This is a genomic window from Achromobacter pulmonis, assembly GCF_902859765.1.
GTDB classification, from domain to species: domain Bacteria; phylum Pseudomonadota; class Gammaproteobacteria; order Burkholderiales; family Burkholderiaceae_B; genus Achromobacter; species Achromobacter pulmonis.
This window is the reverse complement of record NZ_CADIJV010000007.1, coordinates 1-18,470: the sequence shown is the minus strand read 5'-3', so window position 1 is coordinate 18,470 and position 18,470 is coordinate 1. Positions and strand designations below refer to the sequence as shown.

General features: G+C 69.4%; 8 protein-coding genes. 2 read left to right on the top strand and 6 right to left on the bottom strand.

The window, feature by feature from the left end; all coding sequences use genetic code 11:
* Positions 1-25: 25 nt before the first annotated feature.
* Positions 26-685 (bottom strand): 4'-phosphopantetheinyl transferase family protein, encoded by a 660-nt coding sequence (locus HV701_RS08345; RefSeq protein WP_175132600.1) that lies wholly within the window; start codon positions 683-685, stop codon positions 26-28.
* A 339-nt stretch (positions 686-1,024) separates the two neighbouring features.
* Between HV701_RS08345 and HV701_RS08340 the strand changes: the two genes are divergently transcribed.
* Positions 1,025-1,585 carry a LuxR family transcriptional regulator gene (locus tag HV701_RS08340; protein ID WP_175132599.1) on the top strand — a complete coding sequence of 187 codons (561 nt, stop codon included), beginning with the start codon at positions 1,025-1,027 and terminating at the stop codon, positions 1,583-1,585.
* Between the two features lie 20 nt (positions 1,586-1,605).
* Here the strand turns inward: HV701_RS08340 and HV701_RS08335 are convergent, their stop codons facing one another.
* From HV701_RS08335 to HV701_RS08315, 5 genes are all read right to left on the bottom strand, one after another.
* The gene (locus HV701_RS08335) at positions 1,606-2,922 is read right to left on the bottom strand and encodes a TRAP transporter large permease (RefSeq protein ID WP_175132598.1); all 1,317 of its coding nucleotides are present in this window, start codon (positions 2,920-2,922) and stop codon (positions 1,606-1,608) included.
* Positions 2,923-2,943: 21 nt separating this feature from the next.
* Positions 2,944-3,474, bottom strand: a complete 531-nt coding sequence (locus HV701_RS08330) for a TRAP transporter small permease subunit (protein ID WP_175132597.1) — start codon at positions 3,472-3,474, stop codon at positions 2,944-2,946.
* Positions 3,475-3,527: 53 nt separating this feature from the next.
* Positions 3,528-4,622 carry a TRAP transporter substrate-binding protein gene (locus HV701_RS08325; protein WP_175132596.1) on the bottom strand — a complete coding sequence of 365 codons (1,095 nt, stop codon included), beginning with the start codon at positions 4,620-4,622 and terminating at the stop codon, positions 3,528-3,530.
* A gap of 64 nt (positions 4,623-4,686) precedes the next feature.
* Entirely contained in the window at positions 4,687-6,222 is a 1,536-nt protein-coding gene (locus HV701_RS08320) for a class I adenylate-forming enzyme family protein (RefSeq protein WP_175132595.1), read from the bottom strand.
* A 4-nt stretch (positions 6,223-6,226) separates the two neighbouring features.
* On the bottom strand, positions 6,227-7,408 hold the full coding sequence (locus tag HV701_RS08315; protein WP_175132594.1) for an acetyl-CoA acetyltransferase: 1,182 nt from the start codon (positions 7,406-7,408) through the stop codon (positions 6,227-6,229).
* Positions 7,409-7,886: 478 nt separating this feature from the next.
* On the opposite strand from HV701_RS08315, the gene HV701_RS08310 reads away from it, so the two are divergent.
* Positions 7,887-18,470, top strand: a 10,584-nt coding sequence (locus HV701_RS08310) for a polyketide synthase (RefSeq protein WP_254595142.1), incomplete at its 3' end; no start/stop codon positions are given.

The window sequence follows — 18,470 nt, the reverse complement described above, 5'->3', positions numbered from 1 at the left end:
TGGGGGACAACGTAAAGGGGAGGCTTCAAGGATCAATCTCCAAGGCAGTATAGACGTGGCCTTGTGCGCTGCGATAGCCGCATTGGAACAGGTGACCCGGCCCGAATTCCGGCGTGGCCGCGCGCAGCAGGCGCAGTTCCAGGCGCTGCGCGGCCGGATCGATGCGGGTAATGGTGACGTCGGGAAAGTCGAATTCGACGCGCGTGAGCGGCTGCATGCATTTGTAGAACGCTTCCTTGGCCGAGAACAGCAGCGTGGCGAACTCGGCGCGTGTCAGCGCGCCGGCATCGAAGCCGCGTTCCTCGGGCCGCATGCAGACCGATTCAATGGCTTCCACCGCGCGCGCATCGGCAATCGCCTCGATGTCGATGCCGAGCGCGCGCACCTCGCGCCGCCGCGCCACCGCCACGGCCACCAGCCGGCGGCTGTGGCTGATGGAGCCGACGTAACCTTTGGGCCAGATGGGCGACCTGTCGCCGGCCACGCCGACCTGCGTGCCGGGGGCGTCCAGCGCCTGCAGCAGCGCCGCCGCCAGGCGCCGGCCGGCCTCGAACTCCGCCTGCCGGCGCTGCCCCGGCGGCAAGCCGCCTGGCGCCGTGGCGCCGGGCGTGATCCAGGCCAGCCGCTGCGCCACGCGCGACCCCAGCGGCAAGTCGGGCAGGTGGCCGGCCTGCGTGTCAATCATGGCCGGCCGCCCTGGCGGGCGGGTATGGAAGGGGAAGTCGGGGGCAGTGGCATGCAAGGAATGAAACAGTGTTGGAATGCGCCGGGCCATCCTGGCCGGCACCGCGCGGCGGATCGCCCGGCAGGGGCCTGGAAATCGTCCGCGCGATGGCGCGCCAGACGGCGCCGCGGGCAGCGCGAAAACCCGTCTGAAACCGCAGGAAAAAGCCCATTCCAGGTGCCGATAGCTTCTTATACACTGGCGCCTCGAAGCCCGCACGGACAAGATGCGGGCCGCCACAAAAGCGCAACGGATTCCGCTGCGCAACGGCAAAACCGGCACGCTATCCGGGGAGACAATATGAGTGACTTTCACCTGACATTGCTCGCCTTCAAGGAATCTCCCGCGCCGCAAGTCATCTGCAGCGCGCGCAAGATCTCGGAATGCAATCACTCCTTCGCAAATCTGTTCGGCTACACGCGCAGGGAACTGGTGGGCAAATCCATTCTGCAGCTTTATCCCTCGCTGTCCGATTTTCACCAGATCGGTCAACGTTGCCTCAAGCACCTGGAAAGCAATTGCTACTACGAAGACGAGCGCTTCATGCAGCATCGCAGCCGCGAGGTGTTCTGGGCGCGGGCGCGCGGCATCACCCTGACCCCGGAGGACCCCTTCGACCTGATGATCTGGAGCTTCGAGCGCATCGCCGAGAGCTGCCTGCGCACGGCCAACCTGACGCGGCGCGAGCGGGAAATATCCGCTTACGTCGCCAACGGGCTGAGCTGTAAGGAGATCGCCATGCGGCTGGATATCTCCTACCGCACGGTGGAGGTGCACCGCGCCCGCATCATGCGCAAGCTGGACGCGAAAAACACCGCCGAACTGGTCTCGAAGATCATCCTGGTCGACAACATGGCCTGACCGGCGCCGCGCATCCTGTTTCATTTTCCCAGCATCATCTCGGGCAGGATCGTGACGATCACCGGGAAAAAGAACAGGATCAGCGTGGTGACCACCTCCATGATGACGAACCACCAGGCGCCCTGGAAGATGTGCGTCAGCGGCGTCTGGCGGTCGATGCCCGCGATGACGAACACATTCAGCCCGACCGGTGGCGTGATCAGGCCGATCTCGCACATCTTCACGGCCAGGATGCCGAACCAGATCGGGTCAAAGCCCAGCGACACCACGGTGGGAAACATGATCGGCAGCGTGATCACCAGCATCGAGAACGCGTCCAGGAACATGCCCAGCGGGAAGTAGGCCAGCAGCATCAGGCCGACCACCAGCAGCGGCGGAATGTCCGAGGACACGATTCCCTGGGCGATCTGCTGCGGGATCTGCACCAGGCTGAGGAACAGGCTGAAGAGGCCCGCGCCCAGCATGGTGAACAGGATCATCACGGTGGTGGTGACGGCGCTGCGCAGGCTTTCGACCAGCTTGCCGCGCAGTTGGCCGCGCGCCTGGCGGGCGCATAGCAGCATGACGAACGCGGCGAAGGCGCCGACCGCGGCGGCTTCGGTCGCCGTGACGAAACCCAGGTAGATGCCGCCCAGCACGATCGCGAACAACACCAGCACCTGCCAGCCGTTGCGGATCGAGCCGATGCGCTCGCGCCACGGGCTCTTGGGCAGCACCGAGGCGGCCATCCGCGGCGAGGCGCTGATGACGCGGATGCCGAGGATGAACACCAGGGTCGACAGCAGGCCGGGCAGCACGCCGGCCACCAGCATCTTGCCGGCCGAGACTTCGGTCAGCGCGGCGTAGAAGATCAGCAGCACGCTGGGCGGGATCAGCACGCCCAGCACGCCGCCGGCCGCCACCGCGCCGGCCGACAGGCGCGGATCGTAGCCGGTGCGCTTCATCTCGGGGATGGCCACCGCGCCCACGGTGGCGGCGGTGGCGACGCTGGAGCCCGAGGTCGCGGCAAAGCCGGCGCAGGTCAGCACGCTGGCGATGGCCAGCCCTCCGGGCATGTGCCCGACCCATTTGCGCGCCATGTCGAACAGCCTGCGCCCCACGCCGGCATGATGGGCGAAGGCGCCCATCAGGATGAACAGCGGGATGACGGTGAGGAGGTACGAGGCCGACTGGGCGTAGGAATACGACTTGAGGCGGTTCAACACGAAGGCGGTATCCTCGACCAGGATCAGGCCGGTGATGCCCGCCAGCGCCAGCGCGGCGAATACCGGCGCGCCCAGCAGCAGCAATACAAAGATCAGGCCGGTGGCGACCAGGGTTACGGTGATGTCATCCATGGGGCAAAGGTCCGGTAGCGTTCAATGCGGGGCCAGCGCGGGCGCGGCGGCAGCCACCGGCGCGGCGCGGCACAGGGCGCAGCCGGCCTGGGCCAGCATCTGCAGGGCGCCGAACCACAGGCCGGCGGCGACGATGGCCTTGGTCCACCAGATCGGCACTTCGACATAGCCCCAGCGAAACTCGCGGATCTGGATCGATTCGAGCGCCTCGCCGGTGGCGGGGTAGGCCAGCAGGGCCAGCACCACGGCCGCCGCCAGCCAGGCCAGCGCGTCCATCCACTGCGCCACGCGCGGCGGCACCTTGCGATGCAGCAGCGTGACACGGATGTGGGCGTCTTCCATCTGGGTCCAGCCCAGGCCGAGGAACACGATCACCACCAGGCTCAGTTCCGACATCTCGAACAGGCCGGGAATGGAATGGCCGTAGAGGGCCCGCACGATGGCGTCGAGCGTAATGCCGAACATCAGGAACAGCAGGAACAGGGTGGCGATGGCGCCGAACAGGTTGGAGAAGGCGCGCAACACCGCGCCCAGGCGGGTGGAATAGTCCATGGATGCTCTGCCAGTGGGCGGCCCGGCGCGCAGGCCGGGCCGTTGGAGGGGCGTCAGGCCTCGGCGGCCAGTTCGTCGAAGCGCTTCAGGCTGCCCTGCGTGTCGTACTTGGCGATGGCCTTGTCGACCAGGGCCTGCATCGCGGGGCCGTCCAGCCCGGCCGGCTTGGCCACCCGGTCGACCCAGCCGTCGGTCTGCGCCGGCTGCACCAGGGCCCGCGCGCGATCCTTCTCGGCCTGCGGCAGCGACGAGAACTTGGTGCCCTCGGCCTTGGCGGTCTTGACGTACTGGCGCGCGGCCGCCTCGTAGATGCGCGCGTATTCGCCGCCGTAGATCTCGCTGACGATCTGGTCGCTGGCCTGCTTGACCGGATCGGGGAAGGCGTTCCAGACCCGCGCGTTGATGATGGTGGCGGCCGGACCATGGGGGCCGTCGCCGATGTCGGTGAAGTAGGGCGCGATCTCGTGCAGCTTGTAGGCCACGGCGGTGATGAAGTCGAAACCATAGACGCCGTCCAGCACGCCGCGCTCCAGCGCGGTGTAGACCTCGGGCGCGGCCATCGGCACGGCGGTGCCGCCCAGGCGCTCGATGACTTCGTTGGCGGCGCCATAACCCCGGATGCGCTTGCCGCGCAGGTCATCGATCGAGCGGATCGGCTGGCGCGTCACCAGGGGCGCGTAGTACCAGTTGGTCCAATACAGCACCTTGCTGTTGTAGCGCCGCTCCCACTCATCGCGCAGCGGCTGGTATTCGGCGTACACATCGCGGCACAGCCATTGCAGCGCGTCTGACCGGTGCATGCGGTAGTACCATTCCAGCCCGCGCGTCACGGGCAGCTGGGCCTGGTAGTAGCCCGGCGAGATCAATGACATTTCCGAGGTGCCGTCGCGCACTGCGGACAGGTGCTCGCCGACCTTGTTGAGCGACTGGGCCCAGTAGCGCCGCACCTTGACCGCGCCGTTGGTGCGGGTTTCGAGCTGCTTGAGATACCACTCGTCCAGCCGCGAGGGGCCGGCGCTCTCGCTGATGTACGTATCGAACTTGATGCTGACCGGCTTGGCCGCCGCGGCGGCGCGGCCGGTCCAGACGGCCGGGGCCGAGGCGCCCGCCAACAGGCTGGCCGCCTTGATGAAATCGCGTCTTCTCATGCTCTCCTCCTTGGGGGATTCCGGCTTCTGATGCGCCGGTTGATGGGCCGGGCCTGGTGCCAGCCTAGCCGGTGGATTCGGCACTGCGCAGCGTGGCGCGCAATGCGGTTTTGAGAATCTTGCCGTAGCTGTTCTTGGGCAGCTCTTCATGGAATACGTAGCGCTTGGGCTTCTTGAACGAGGCGATTTCGCCGCGGCACCAGGCGTCCAGTTCTTCGGGCGCCAGCGTGGCGCCTGGGCGCGACACCACGAAGGCCACCACTTCCTCGCCCCATTGCGCGCTGGGCGCGCCCACCACCGCCACCTCGCGTACGCCCGGATGGCGCGCCAACGTTTCCTCGACTTCGCGCGGGTAGATGTTGGAGCCGCCGGAGATGATCACGTCCTTGCTGCGGTCGGTCAGCGTCAGGAAGCCGGAGGGGTCGAGCCGGCCGATGTCGCCGGTGCGCAGCCAGCCGTCCACCAGGGTTTCGGCGGTCGCCGGATCGTTGCGCCAGTAGCCCTGCATGACGGCGTTGCCGCGCACCAGCACCTCGCCCTCGGTGCAAAGGGGCACGGTGCGCAGCGCGGCGTCGACCACGCGCAGTTCCATGCAGCTCTGGGCGGTGCCGACCGAGGCCAGCCGCGCCGCGCGCTCGGGATGGGCGGCGTCGGCGATCACCTCGCGCGACAGGGCGGTGATGGTCATGGGGCTTTCGCCCTGGCCATAGATCTGCACGAAGCGCTGGCCCAGCACTGCCAGCGCGTCTTCCAGGTCGGCCAGGTACATCGGCGCGCCGCCGTAGATGATGGTCTTGATGCCGCGGCCATCGCGTCCGCCGGCGCGGGCCTGCTCGACCAGGCGCTTGATCATGGTGGGCGCGGCGAAGAACGACAGCGGGCCGCTCCGTTCGGCCAGCGTCAGGATCTCGGCCGGTTCGAAGCCGCGCGAGTCGGGCACGATATGGCGGGCCGCCTTGCGCACGTACAACACGTGGTATAAGCCGGCGCCATGCGACATGGGGGCGGCGTACAGCATGCCGTCGCCGGGCTCCACGGTTTCCACGTCGACGGCATAGCACAGGCCCATGGCCACCAGGTTGCGATGGCTCAGCATCACGCCCTTGGGCCGGCCGGTGGTGCCGGACGTATAGAACAGCCAGGCCAGCGCATCCGCATCCAGTGCCGCGGGCGGCGCCCACGGACCCGCCGTGGCGCAGGCCGCGGCGTAGCCGGCGCCATCGATTTCCAGCTGGCGGCAGCCGGCTGGCAGGCAGTCCGCCGGCAGGTCGTCGAGCCGGTCGGTGAATAGGACGCTGGCATCGGCGTTGGCGGCGATCCAGCCGACTTCCTTCGGGTGCAGCTTGGGATTGATGGGCACCGCCACCGCGCCCAGCCACCAGGCCGCGTACAGCAACTCCAGGTATTCGACCCGGTTGCGCGCGAACAGGGCGATACGGTCGCCCGCGGCCACGCCGTAGTCACGTTGCAGCCAGTTGGCCAGGGCCGCCGCGCGGCGGGCGAAATCACGGTAGCTGGCGTGCAGCTGCGCGCCGCGATACAGGGCCGGGCGCGCGCCGTGTTCCAGCGCCGCCGCCTGCAACCAGTTGGCGATGTTCATGCCGTCACGCCCGCACCGCTTCGAGCACCGAGGCGTAGTTCGCCACGGCCATGCCACCCATGTTGAAGACCAGCCCGAGTTCGGCGCCCGGGCGTTGCATGTCACCGGCGCGGCCGGTCAGTTGGCGGTAGGCCAGCGCGTGCATCGAGACCCCGGTGGCGCCCACCGGGTGGCCCTTGGCCTTGAGCCCGCCCGACAGATTGATGGGCAGGTCGCCGTCGCGCCGCACCGTGCCTTCGGCCAGCACGCGGTGGCCTTCGCCCGGCGCGGCCAGGCCCATGGCTTCGTAGATCAGCAGCTCGGCGATGGTGAAGCAATCGTGCACCTCGGCGAAATCCAGGTCCTGCAGCTGGATGCCGGCATCCGCGTAGGCGCGCTGCATGGCGCGGTGCGGGCCCTCGAAGGCCAGCAGGTCGCGTCCCTCCAGCGGCAGCATGTCGTTGACCTGGGTGGCGGCGCGAAAGCGCACCTGGCGCGCATAGCGCGGCGCGCGCCGCTCGCAGGTCAGGATCACGGCAGCGGCGCCGTCGCTGATCGGCGAGCAGTCGGTCATGCGCAGCGGCGCCGCGATCATGGGATTGCGTTCCGAGATCGTGTTGCAGAAATCGGCGTCCAGTTCGCGGCGCAGCTGCGCCAGCGGGTTGCGCAGGGCGTTGGCGTGGTTCTTGGCGGCGATGGCGGCCATGACCGGCAGCGGATCGTCGTAGCGTTCGGCGTATTTCTCGGCCAGGCGCGCGAACTGCTGCGGAAAGCTCATGCCGCTTTCGCGCGGGTCGTTCTTGTAGCCGGCGCAGGCCAGGGCTTCGGCCACTTCGGGGGTGCTGCGCGAAGTCATCTTTTCGACGCCGATCACCAGCACGGTGCCGGCCGCGCCCGATTGGATCGCGCGCAGGCCCGAATGGATGGCGGCCGAGCCCGAGGCACAGGCGTTCTCGCAGCGGGTCGCGGGCTTGAAGCGCAGCGCGGGATGCGCCTGGTGCACCAGCGAGGCGGGAAAGGCATCGGGCACCAGGCCCGCGTTGAAATGCCCCAGGTAGATCGCATCGATCTCGGCGGGGTCGACACCGGCGTCCTCGATCGCCTCGTTGGCCGCCATCACGATGAGTTGCTCAAGATTCAACGCGTCCAGTTTGCCGAACGGCGTATGGCCGCTGCCCACGATCGAAACGCCCGAGTGGTCGAACATGTCCCTCTCCCCATGCACATTGATGTGCGGCGGTGGTGTGCTTATGCGAATCAAGTGTAGGGCTGCACCAATACGTATCTCTATACGTGCATCCACGTATTCGAATACGTAGCGTCGGAGGGCGGGCGTGGACTCGTACGTACCGCGTTGCTCGCGCTTGGTGGCGCGATATCGGGCCGCGTGGCGGCCGCGATATGACGCGAGAAATACAACGCAGAGGTCCGGATTCAGGCGCTTTCGAGCACGTTGGCGTGTATTCGCGGCACGCTCTTGCGGCGCGGCGGGCGAGATACGGCAATGCGTGTTTTTGCTCGAATAAATGGGGGTGTACGTACGTGTGAAGCGGCAGTGACGCGTCTGGAATTTTCAAATCATCTGTATAAGAATTCGTCGACGCGAGCATGCGGGCGACAAGCAACGCACGAGAAAAAAATGCTGTCGCCATGGTCGGAATTGTCTTTCAAAGGAAGAGCAGATCATGACGAGTTTCGTATCGCTTTTGGTTGGAGACGGCAGTGTTCTGGTTCGTTGCGGCGAACTGCTGATGGCGAAGGGGCACCGCATCAATGCAGTGATTTCCACCGATTTGACCGTGCGCGCGTGGGCCGCCAAGGCTGGCATTCCGCAATATGCGCTGGACGACGCGGTCAAGCCGGAATCGCGGCTGTCGGCCGACATTCTCTTTAGTATCGGCAACTACTCGGTGATCCCGGACGCGCTGCTGCAGCGCGTCGGGCGCATGAGCATCAACTACCACTATGGCCCGTTGCCGGAATACTCGGGCCTGCACGTGCCGGCCTGGGCGGTGTATGACCGCGCCACCGACTACGCCATTACCTGGCACCGCATCGGCGAGATCATCGACGGCGGCGGCATCCTCAAGCGCGTCGCGGTGCCGATCGAATCGACCGACACGGCGCTGTCGCTGGGCCTGAAGTGCGACGAGACCGCGATCCAGAGCTTTGGCGCGCTGGTCGACGAACTGGCCGCCGGCCGCGAGCAGGAGACGCCACAGGACCTGTCGCGGCGCCGCTATTTCTCGCGCCATTCGCAATTCTCGGCCGAAGGCCTGATCGACTGGCACCAGGACGCCGAGCAGATCGCCGCCATGGTGCGCGCCACCGACCATGGTCCCTTCAGCAGTCCGCTGGTGTGGCCCAAGGCCTTGATCGACGGCCGCGTGCTGGCCGTGCGCAAGGTCAGCATCGAGGCGCGCGCCGACGGCGCGACGCCGGGCGACGTGGTGGCGGCCGATGCGTTCGGCGCCGGCATCGCCACCGGCAACCGCGTGCTGCGGCTGGAGTCGCTGTGCACGCTGGAAGGCGAGGAGGTCGCCATCGCCGATCTGGTCAGCGCTGGCAGCCTGCGGGCGGGCGCGCGGCTGGTTTCGGTGGGCGAGCAGGCCCGGGCCCAGGTGACGGCGGCCGGGACCGCCGCATCGGGCGCGACGGCGTACTGGCGCGGCCAATGGAACGCATGGCAGCCGTACCGGCTGCCGTACGCACGGCCGGCCGTGGCCGAGACCAATACCGCGCCAATTGTCGGCAAGCTGCCCGCTGCGGGCGGCGCGGACCGTGAACAGGCTTTCCTGGCGCAGGCCGTGGGTGGCCTGTGCACATTTCTGGCGCGCGCCTCGGGCGCGGCCGATCTGCACGTGGCGGTAGCGGTGCCGCGCGGCGAAGTCGCAGCGGACTGCCGCGATGTGTTCTGCGCCTGGGCGCCGGTCCTGGCGCGGCTGGATGCGGCGGCGCCGCTGGCGGATAACCTGGCGGCGGTGGCCGCCGCCCTGGACGCGGCCCGCGGGCATGGCCTGATTCGCCGCGATCAGATCGGCCGCGATGCCACGCTCGCCGCGCGCCATGCGCGCGGCGAACTGACTCCGGATGTGCTGGTGTCGAGCCAGGTCCCGGCCGCGTTGGCCGCCGACGAGGACCGCCCGGCGCTGGAGTTCGTGCTGCTGGCCGGCGGTGAGGCGTTCGAACTGCATTTCAACCCGCGCAAGATCGCGCGCCGCACCGCCGCCCAACTGGCGGCGCAAGTGGCCGACTGGTGTCGCCGCCTGCCCACCTGCGCCGACCGCGCGCTGGGCACGGTCGAGGGGCTGTCGGCCAGTGAGCGGCAGGTGCTGGTGGAACAGTTCAACGCCACCGACGACGACGCCACGCTGGGCGCGGTGGTGCACGAACTGTTCGAGCAAGCCGCCGCCAGCAACGAGGGCAGGGTGGCGCTGCGCTGCGCCGATCAGGCCATGTCATATGGCGAACTGAACGCCAGCGCCAACCGGTTGGCCGGCGTGCTGCGTCGCAAAGGCATCGGGCGCGGGCAGTTGGTGGGCGTGTGCCTGGACCGATCCATCGATATGGTGGTGGCGCTGCTGGCGGTGCTGAAGTCGGGCGCGGCCTATGTGCCGATCGACATGGCATTTCCGGCGGACCGTATCCGCCAGATGCTGGAGGCGGCCCAGCCGGCGCTGCTGATCGCGCCGCCGGCGGCGCGCGATGGCAGCCTGAGCCCCTGGGCCGAGCGTTGCCTGGACCTGGGCGCGGCCCTGGCCCAGGCCGACGACGACAGCGCCAATCCGCCGCGCGCGGCGCGGGCCGATGACCTGGCCTATGTGATTTTCACGTCCGGTTCCACCGGCAAGCCCAAGGGGGTGGAGGTCACGCACGGCGCGCTCGGCAACTTCCTGCTGTCGATGCGGACCCAGCCGGGCTGCGAGGCCGGCGACAGCCTGCTCGCGGTCACCACCATCTCCTTCGATATCGCGGCGCTGGAACTGTTCCTGCCGCTGATCAGCGGCGCCAGCGTGGTGATTGCGCGGCAGCAGGAAAGCCTGGACGGCCAGACGCTGCTGGACCTGATGCGCCGCCATGCCGTGACCATGATGCAGGCCACGCCCACCACCTGGCAGTTGCTGCTGCAATCGGGCTGGCCGCGCGCCGTCGCGCTCAAGCGCCTGCTGTGCGGCGGCGAGTCCTTGCCGCGTGCCCTGGCCGACGAGCTGCTGGCGCGCGCCGAGTCGGTGTGGAACATGTACGGCCCGACCGAGACCACGGTCTGGTCGAGCGTCTGGCAAGTGCAGCCGGGCGAGGACATCGTCATCGGCCGGCCCATCGCCAATACGCAGCTGTACGTGCTGGATGCCAACCTGGCGCCGGTGCCGGCCGGCTTCGCTGGCGAGCTGTGCATCGGTGGCGCCGGCGTGGCGCGCGGCTACCACAAGGACGCGGCGCAGACCGCGGCGCAGTTCGGTCCCAACCCGTTCGGGCCGGGCGCGCTGTACCGCACCGGCGACCTGGCGTGCTTCAAGGAGCCGGGCAAGCTGGTGGTGCTGGGCCGCAATGACGGCCAGATCAAGCTGCGCGGCTTCCGCATCGAATTGGGCGAGGTCGAGGCCGCCGTGGCCAGCCACGAGGATATCGGCCGCGCCGTGGTGGTGGGCCGCAACGATCAACTGGTGGCCTATTGCCTGCGCAATACCGCGCCTGCCGGCGCAACCCAGGACCGGCGCGCCGAAGCCACCGCCGTGACCGAGTGGCGTGACGTCTGGGACCGCGCCTACGAGCCGGGCGGGGCCGATCCCACCTTCAACACCGCCGGCTGGCACAACAGCTACGATGGCCTGCCGTTCGCGGCGGACGAGATGCGCGACTGGCAGCAACGCACGGTCGAGCGCATCCTGGCCACCGGCCCGGAGCGTGTCTTCGAGATCGGCTCGGGCACCGGCCTGGTGCTGTTCGGCGTGGCGCCCAAGGTCAGTCAGTACCGGGCCATCGACGCCTCCAGCCAGGCGGTCGACCAGATCAACCGCCACCTTGGCGGCCTGCCGCAGGCCGCGTGCGAACACCGCCTGGCCCATGACCTGCCGGAAGTGGCGCCGGGCAGCTACGATACGGTGGTCATCAACTCGGTGGCGCAGTATTTCCCCAGCGCGGACTATCTGCTGTCCGTGCTGGACTGGGCCACCCAGGCCGTGACCGACGGCCGCATTTTCATTGGCGACGTGCGCGACTTGGCGCTGCTGGAGGCGTTCCACGCCGACGTCGCCAATTTCCAAGGCCTGTGCAGCCTGTCGGCGGACGAACTGCGCCGGCGCGCGCAGCGCGGCCTGCGCTCGGAGCGCGAACTGGTGCTGGCGCCGGAGTTCTTCGCCAGCCTGCCGTCGGTATATCCGCGGATTTCGCGCGTCGAGATCCTGCTGCGCGATGGCGCCTACGTCAACGAGATGTCGCGTTTCCGCTTCGACGTCATCCTGCATCTTGGCGCGCCCGCCGCCGGCCGCGCCGAGGCGCAGGCCGCGAGTGCGCTCGACTGGCACCGCGACGGGCTCGACCTGGCGGCGCTGGCGCAGCGCCTGGCCAAGGGCGGCAAGCCGCTGGCCATCGCCAACATTCCCAACGGCCGGCTGGCCGACGTGCAGCAGCGGGTCGGCCACGTACTCGACGCCAAGGCCACGGCCGGGCCGGGCCAGTGGATCGATCCACGCGACCTGGCGCAGGCCGCCGAGGCGGCCGGCTATCGCATGGCCATGCTGCCCAGCAGGGCGCGCGATATCTGGGCCTTCGACGCGGTGTTCTGGCCGGCCGGCGAACAGCCCGACCTGGCCTGGCAGGCGCCGCAGGCCGCCACGCGCGAGACCCTGGCGCAGTGGGCCAACCAGCCGGCAGCCGGGGCGCCGCCGCGGCCGGCGCTGCAACGCGTGCTGCGGCCCTGGCTGGAGGCGCGCCTGCCGGGCTACATGATCCCGGACTTCTTCGTCGAGCTGGACGAGTTCCCGCTGACGCCGAACGGCAAGATCGACCGCAAGGCGCTGCCCGAGCCCACCGAGGTGATGCTGGAGCCGGCGGTGCAGCCCACCAACGAACTGGAACAGCAGTTGCAGGCGGTCTGGGCCGAGGTGCTGGGACACGACCGCATCGGCATCCACGACAGCTTTTTCAAGATCGGCGGCAATTCGCTGCGGGTGGTGCGGGTGCAGGCCGAATTGCAGAAGCTGCTGGGCCGCAATGTATCGACCTCGACCCTGTACGAGCACTTCACCATCAAGGATCTGGCCGCGCACCTGGCGGGCAACAAGAAGGCGGCGCTCAATACGCCCAAGCGCCGCAATGCGCTGGCCGATGAGCCCATCGCCATTGTGTCGATGGCCTGCCGCCTGCCGGGCAATGTCAACACGCCCGAAGACCTGTGGAGCCTGCTCGAACGCGGCGGCGACGGTATCGTCGAAGTGCCCAAGGAACGCTGGGACGCGGCCGCCATCTATGACGCCGACCCGGACGCGCGCGGCAAGTCGTACTGCATGCGCGGCGGCTTCGTCACGCCCATCGACCTGTTCGACGCGCCGTTCTTCGGCATTTCGCCGCGCGAGGCGCGGGCGCTCGATCCGGCCCAGCGCATGATGCTGGAAGTCACGTCGGAGGCGATCGAGCACGCCGGCTATTCGATGGACCAGCTGCGCGGCAGCCAGACCGGCGTCTTCATCGGCATCGGCAAGGGCTACCACGAGTATGGCCTGGCGCTGGCTGGCGGCCTGGCCGACCTGGACGGCTACGTCGGCACCGGCTCGGCCGGCAGCACCATGTCGGGCCGGGTTTCGTATGTGCTGGGCCTGGAAGGGCCGAGCATGACGGTCGACACCGCCTGCTCGTCGTCGCTGGTGACCACGCACCTGGCCTGCAATGCGCTGCGCCAGGGCGAGTGCGACCTGGCGGTGGCCGCGGGCGTGACGCTGATGCTGTCGCCCGACCTGCACGTGGAATTCAGCCGCCTGCGCGGCATGTCGCCGGACGGGCGCTGCAAGTCGTTCTCGTCCAGCACCGACGGCACCGGCTGGAGCGAGGGCGCGGCGGTGGTGGTGCTCAAGCGCCTGTCGGACGCGCAACGCGACGGCGATCCGATTCTGGCGATCCTGCGCGGCACCGCCGTCAACCACGCCGGCCACAGCGCCAGCCTGACCACGCCCAGCGGCCCGGCGCAGCAGCGCGTGATCCGCCAGGCGCTGGCCATGTCGGGCCTGCAGCCGTCGGACATCGACTACCTGGAGGCGCACGGCACCGGCACCAAGCTGGGCGATCCGATCGAGGGCAATGGCCTGGCGGCGGTGTTCGGCGGCAGCCACACGGCCGAGCGGCCGCTGTGGGTCGGCTCGGTCAAGTCCAACCTGGGCCACACCCAGGCGGCGGCCGGCCTGGCCGGCGTGATGAAAGCGGTGCTGGCGATGCACCACGAGAAATTGCCCATCACCCTGCACGTGGTCGAGCCGACCCCGGCGGTGGACTGGGATGCCGCGCAGATGGCGCTGGTGCAGCAGGAGCAGCCATGGCCGGCGGGCGAGCGGCCGCGCCGCGCCGGCGTCAGCTCCTTCGGGATTGGCGGCACCAATGCCCACGTTGTTGTCGAAGAACCGCCCAAGCCGGTCGCGCCGGCCCGCGCCGCCAAGCCGGTGGCGCCGCCGGAATCGCTGCCCTTCGTGCTGTCGGCCTTCACCCTGCCGGCGCTGCGCGCGCAGGCCGACAAGCTGCACCTGCACATGGGCATGAACATCCAGGACCGCTTCCTGGATGTGGCCTATTCGCTGGCCACCACCCGCACGCATTTCCGCAAGCGCCTGGTGGTGTTCGCCAAGGGCAAGTCGGACCTGCTGGATGCGCTGGCCTCGTATGCCCGCACCGGCGAAGTGCCGGCGGGCGCGGTCAGCATGGTCGATGAGCGCGAGCGCGAGTGCCGCCTGGCGCTGCTGTTTACCGGCCAGGGCAGCCAGTTGCCCGGCATGGGCAAGGGGCTGTACCAGTCCAACCCGGTGTTCCGCCAGGCGCTGGACGACATTGCGCAGCGCTTTACCGAGTTGGAAAAGCCGCTGCTGGATGTGATGTTCGCCGAGGCCGGCACGGCCGAGGCGGCCTTGCTCAACCGCACCGACTTCACCCAGCCGGCGTTGTTCGCGCTGGAGGTGGCATTGTGGCGCGTGTGGGAGAACTGGGGCGTGCAGCCGGAACTGCTGCTGGGCCACAGCATCGGCGAAATCGCCGCTGCCCACGCGGCGGGCGTGTTCGACCTGGACGACGCCTGCCGCCTGGTGGCCGCGCGCGGCCGCCTGATGCAGGCGCTGCCGGCCGGCGGTGGCATGGCATCGCTGGAGGCCAGCGCCGCCGAGGTCGAGGCTGCCCTGGCCACGCTCGGCCTGGCCGCGCAGGTCTCGCTGGCCGGCCTGAATGCGCCGCAACAGACGGTGGTGTCGGGCGACCTCGACAGCATCGACAAGGTGGTGGCGCACTTCAAGCAGCAACAGCGCAAGGCCAAGCGGCTGGAGGTGTCGCACGCCTTCCACTCGCATCTGCTGGAACCGATGTTGGGCGCCTTCCGCCAGGTGGCGCAATCGCTCAATTACGCCACGCCCAGGCTGGCGCTGGTCAGCAGCCTGACCGGCGAGCTGGCCAGGCGCGGCGAAATGGCCCAGCCCGAGTACTGGGTGCAGCAGGCGCGCCAGGCGGTGCGTTTCAACGCCGGCATGCGCACTCTGTACCAGCAGGGCATCAACGCCTTCCTGGAACTGGGGCCGCAGCCGGTGCTGTCGGGCATGGGCGCGGCCTGCCTGGCCGATGACGGTCCGGTCACCTGGGTGGCGTCGCTCAACCCGGCCAAGGACGAGACCCAGACCCTGCAGAAGGGCCTGGCCGAGCTGCACGTGCTGGGCGCGGCGGTGGACTGGCGCGGCTTCTTCGCGCCGTATGGCGGCGAGCTGGTCAAGCTGCCCACCTATGCCTTCCAGCGCGAGCGCTACTGGCTCGAACCGATGCCCACGCGCACCGTCGGCGCCGGCCTGAACGACGCCAACCACCAGTTGCTGGGCGGCGGCGTGCAGATCGCCGGCACCGACATGACGATGTTCACCACGGTGGTGGCGGCCGACGAGCCGGCCTGGGTGCAGGAGCACCAGGTGATGGACGCGGTGCTGATGCCGGGCACCGCCTTTTTCGAAGCCATGCGCGCCGCAGGCCGCCAGGTCAAGGGCCCGTGGGACCTGGCCGACGTGATCATCCTGGCGCCGATGGTGCTGACACCGGGGGCGCCGGTGCGCATGCAGATCACCGTGGGCGCGGAATCGGGCGGGGCCCGCACCGTGCACGTCTACAGTTCGCCGGAAGCGGACGAGGAAGGCGAATGGCAACTGCATGCCGAAGGCAAGCTGGTGGCGGCGCAAGTCGCGCGCCAGGAGGCCGTCGAGCTGCCGCCGCCGGACGGCGATCCGATCGACGTGGCCGCGCTCTACCAGGACCTGCATGAACTCGGCTACGGCTATGGGCCGACGTTCCAGGGCATCAACGCCGCCTGGCACGTGGACGGCGATGTCTGGGCGCGGGTGGCGCTGCCGGAGGCGGCCGCCTCCTCGGCGATCCGCTACGGCCTGCATCCGGCGCTGCTGGATTCGTCGATGCATTCGTTGCTGCTGACGCAACGCCTGAAGGCGCAGGTGGGCGACGACGTGTTCGTGCCGTTCGAGGCCGAACGCCTGTCGGTCTGGAAGGACGGCCTGGCCGAAGTCTGGGTCAAGGTGGCGCAGTTCGAGATGGGCGAGGGCGAGTTCTGGGCTTCGCTCGACCTGTATGACGCCGACGGCGAGCATGTGGGCCGATTGCAGCGCCTGCACGCGCGCCGCATCGACCGCGCCGCGCTGCGGCGCCTGGCGCAGGCCGGCATCGACCGCTTCCTGTTCCGCACGCAATGGCAGCCGGTCGAAGCGCCCGAAGCCGTGTTCGGCGGCACCTGGGGCCTGCTGGGCGGCAGCGGCACGCCGTGGGCCGACGAGGTGCGCTCGCGTCTGATGCAGGCTGGCGCGCAGGTGGTCGACATCGCCCAGTTGAACGAGGCCGAGGCCTGCGATGGCGTGATCCAGCTGTGGGCCGGCGACGCCCAGGTGATCGAGCCGTCGCACCGCCAGGCCGCCAGCGCGTTGTTGCAGGTGCAGGAACTGGCGCTGGCCGGCTTCGCCAAGCCGGTCATCTGGGTGACGCGCGGCGCCGTCGGCACCAGCAGCGACGATCCGGTGTCCGACCTGGGCGCCAGTCCGTTGTGGGGCCTGCTGCGCACCGCGCGCAACGAGCATCCGGAACTGGCCCTGCGCATCGTCGATCTGGGCGAGACCGCGGCCGACCTGGACACGCTGGCATCGGCGCTGGCGCTGGCTGACGAGCCCGAATGCGCGCTGCGCGGCGGCAAGGTCCTGGCGCCACGCCTGAAGAAGGCGCCGGCGAACGCCGGACTGGCGCTGCCGGCCGAAGGCAACTGGCGCCTGGAAATCGCCACCAAGGGCCGCCTGGACCAGCCGCTGTCGGTCAAGACGCTGGTGGATGAGCCTTTGGCGGCGGGCGAGATCCGCGCCGCGGTCAAGGCCACCGGCGTGAACTTCCTGGACGTGCTGAACGCCCTGGGCATGGTGGAAATTCCCGCGCTGGGCCTGGAGTTCGCCGGCGTGGTCACCGAAGTCGGCAGCGCCGTCAAGCACCTCAAGCCGGGCGATCCGGTGCTGGGGCTGGCGCGCGGCGCCTTCGGCTCGTCCATCGTGGTGGATGCGCGGCAGGTGGTGGCCAAGCCGGACAACCTCAGCTTCGAGGAGGCCGCCACCATTCCCATGACCTTCCTGACGGCGTGGTACGGCCTGCACGTGCTGGGCAACATGCAGCCCGGCGAGCGCGTGCTGGTGCATGCGGCGGCCGGCGGCGTCGGCATGGCGGCGGTGCAACTGGCGCGGCTGCACGGCGCCGAGGTCTACGGCACCGCCAGCGAACCGAAGTGGCCGGCGCTGCGCAAGCTGGGGCTGGCCGATGACCACATCGGCACCTCGCGCAGCCTGGACTTCGTCCAGACCTTCGCCGAGACGGCGCCGGGCCGCAGCTTCGACATTGTGCTCAACTCCCTGGCGCGCGAGTTCATCGACGCCAGCTTCGCCATGCTCAAGCCGGGCGGACGCTTTCTGGAGATGGGCAAGATCGACCTGCGCGACCCGGCCTGGGTCGAGGCCAACCATCCGGGGGTGACCTACCGCGTCTACAACCTGCCCGAGGCCGGCGTCGAGCGCATCCAGGAGATGCTGACCGCGATCGCCGCGCTGTTCGCCGAGGGCAAGCTCAAGCCGCTGCCGCTGCGCACCTTCCCGCTCGACAATGCTTCGGACGCGCTGCGCTTCATCGCGCAGGCGCGCCACGTCGGCAAGGTGGTGCTGGTGCCGACGCAGCGCCGCGGCATGGTCGATCCGGACGGCGCGGTGCTGGTCACCGGCGGCCTGGGCGGCCTGGGCCGCTACGTATCGAAGTGGCTGGTGCAGAACCATCAGGTGCGCGACCTGGTGCTGACCTCGCGCAGCGGCATGCGCTCGCCGGATGCCGAGGCCTTTGTGGCCGAGCTGGCCGAACTGGGCGCCCGCGCCACGGTGATGGCGTGCGATGCGGCCGACGCCGATGGCCTGCAACGGGTCATGGCCGAGTTCGGCGAGGACCGGCCGCTGCGCGGCGTGGTGCACGCCGCCGGGGTGCTGGACGACGGCATGCTGGCCGGCCTGACGCCGGAGCGCTTGGACACCGTGTTCGCGCCCAAGGTGGACGGCGCCTGGCACTTGCACCGCCTGACGCAGGACCTGCCGCTGGACTTCTTCGTGCTGTTCTCGTCGATCTCCGGCGTGACCGGCGCGCCGGGCCAGGGTAACTACGCCGCCGCCAACACCTTCCTGGACGCGCTGGCGCACCACCGCCGCGCCAAGGGCCTGGCGGCGACCTCGGTGGCCTGGGGCGCGTGGGACGGGCAGGGCATGGCCGCGCGCCTGAGCGATGCCGACAAGACGCGCTTCAGCCGCCAGGGCATGGAGGCGCTGGGTCCGACCGAGGCGCTCGACCTGTTCGAGGCCGCCGTCATGGGCGATGCGCCCATGGCCGTGGCCGCCGCGCTCGACCTGGGCCGCCTGCAGCGCACGCTGGAGGACAACAACGGCGGCAGCGCGCCGGCGCTGTACCGCGAGCTGTTCAGCCGCGCGGCGGGGGCGCGTGGCGCGGGCGGCGGCGGGGGCGGCGGC

Bases quoted from the DNA above. Each gene is read 5' to 3' on its own strand.
- HV701_RS08345 (WP_175132600.1), bottom strand. From the start codon at position 685: ATGATTGACACGCAGGCCGGCCACCTGCCCGACTTGCCGCTGGGGTCG.
- HV701_RS08340 (WP_175132599.1), top strand. From the start codon at position 1,025: ATGAGTGACTTTCACCTGACATTGCTCGCCTTCAAGGAATCTCCCGCG.
- HV701_RS08335 (WP_175132598.1), bottom strand. From the start codon at position 2,922: ATGGATGACATCACCGTAACCCTGGTCGCCACCGGCCTGATCTTTGTA.
- HV701_RS08330 (WP_175132597.1), bottom strand. From the start codon at position 3,474: ATGGACTATTCCACCCGCCTGGGCGCGGTGTTGCGCGCCTTCTCCAAC.
- HV701_RS08325 (WP_175132596.1), bottom strand. From the start codon at position 4,622: ATGAGAAGACGCGATTTCATCAAGGCGGCCAGCCTGTTGGCGGGCGCC.
- HV701_RS08320 (WP_175132595.1), bottom strand. From the start codon at position 6,222: ATGAACATCGCCAACTGGTTGCAGGCGGCGGCGCTGGAACACGGCGCG.
- HV701_RS08315 (WP_175132594.1), bottom strand. From the start codon at position 7,408: ATGTTCGACCACTCGGGCGTTTCGATCGTGGGCAGCGGCCATACGCCG.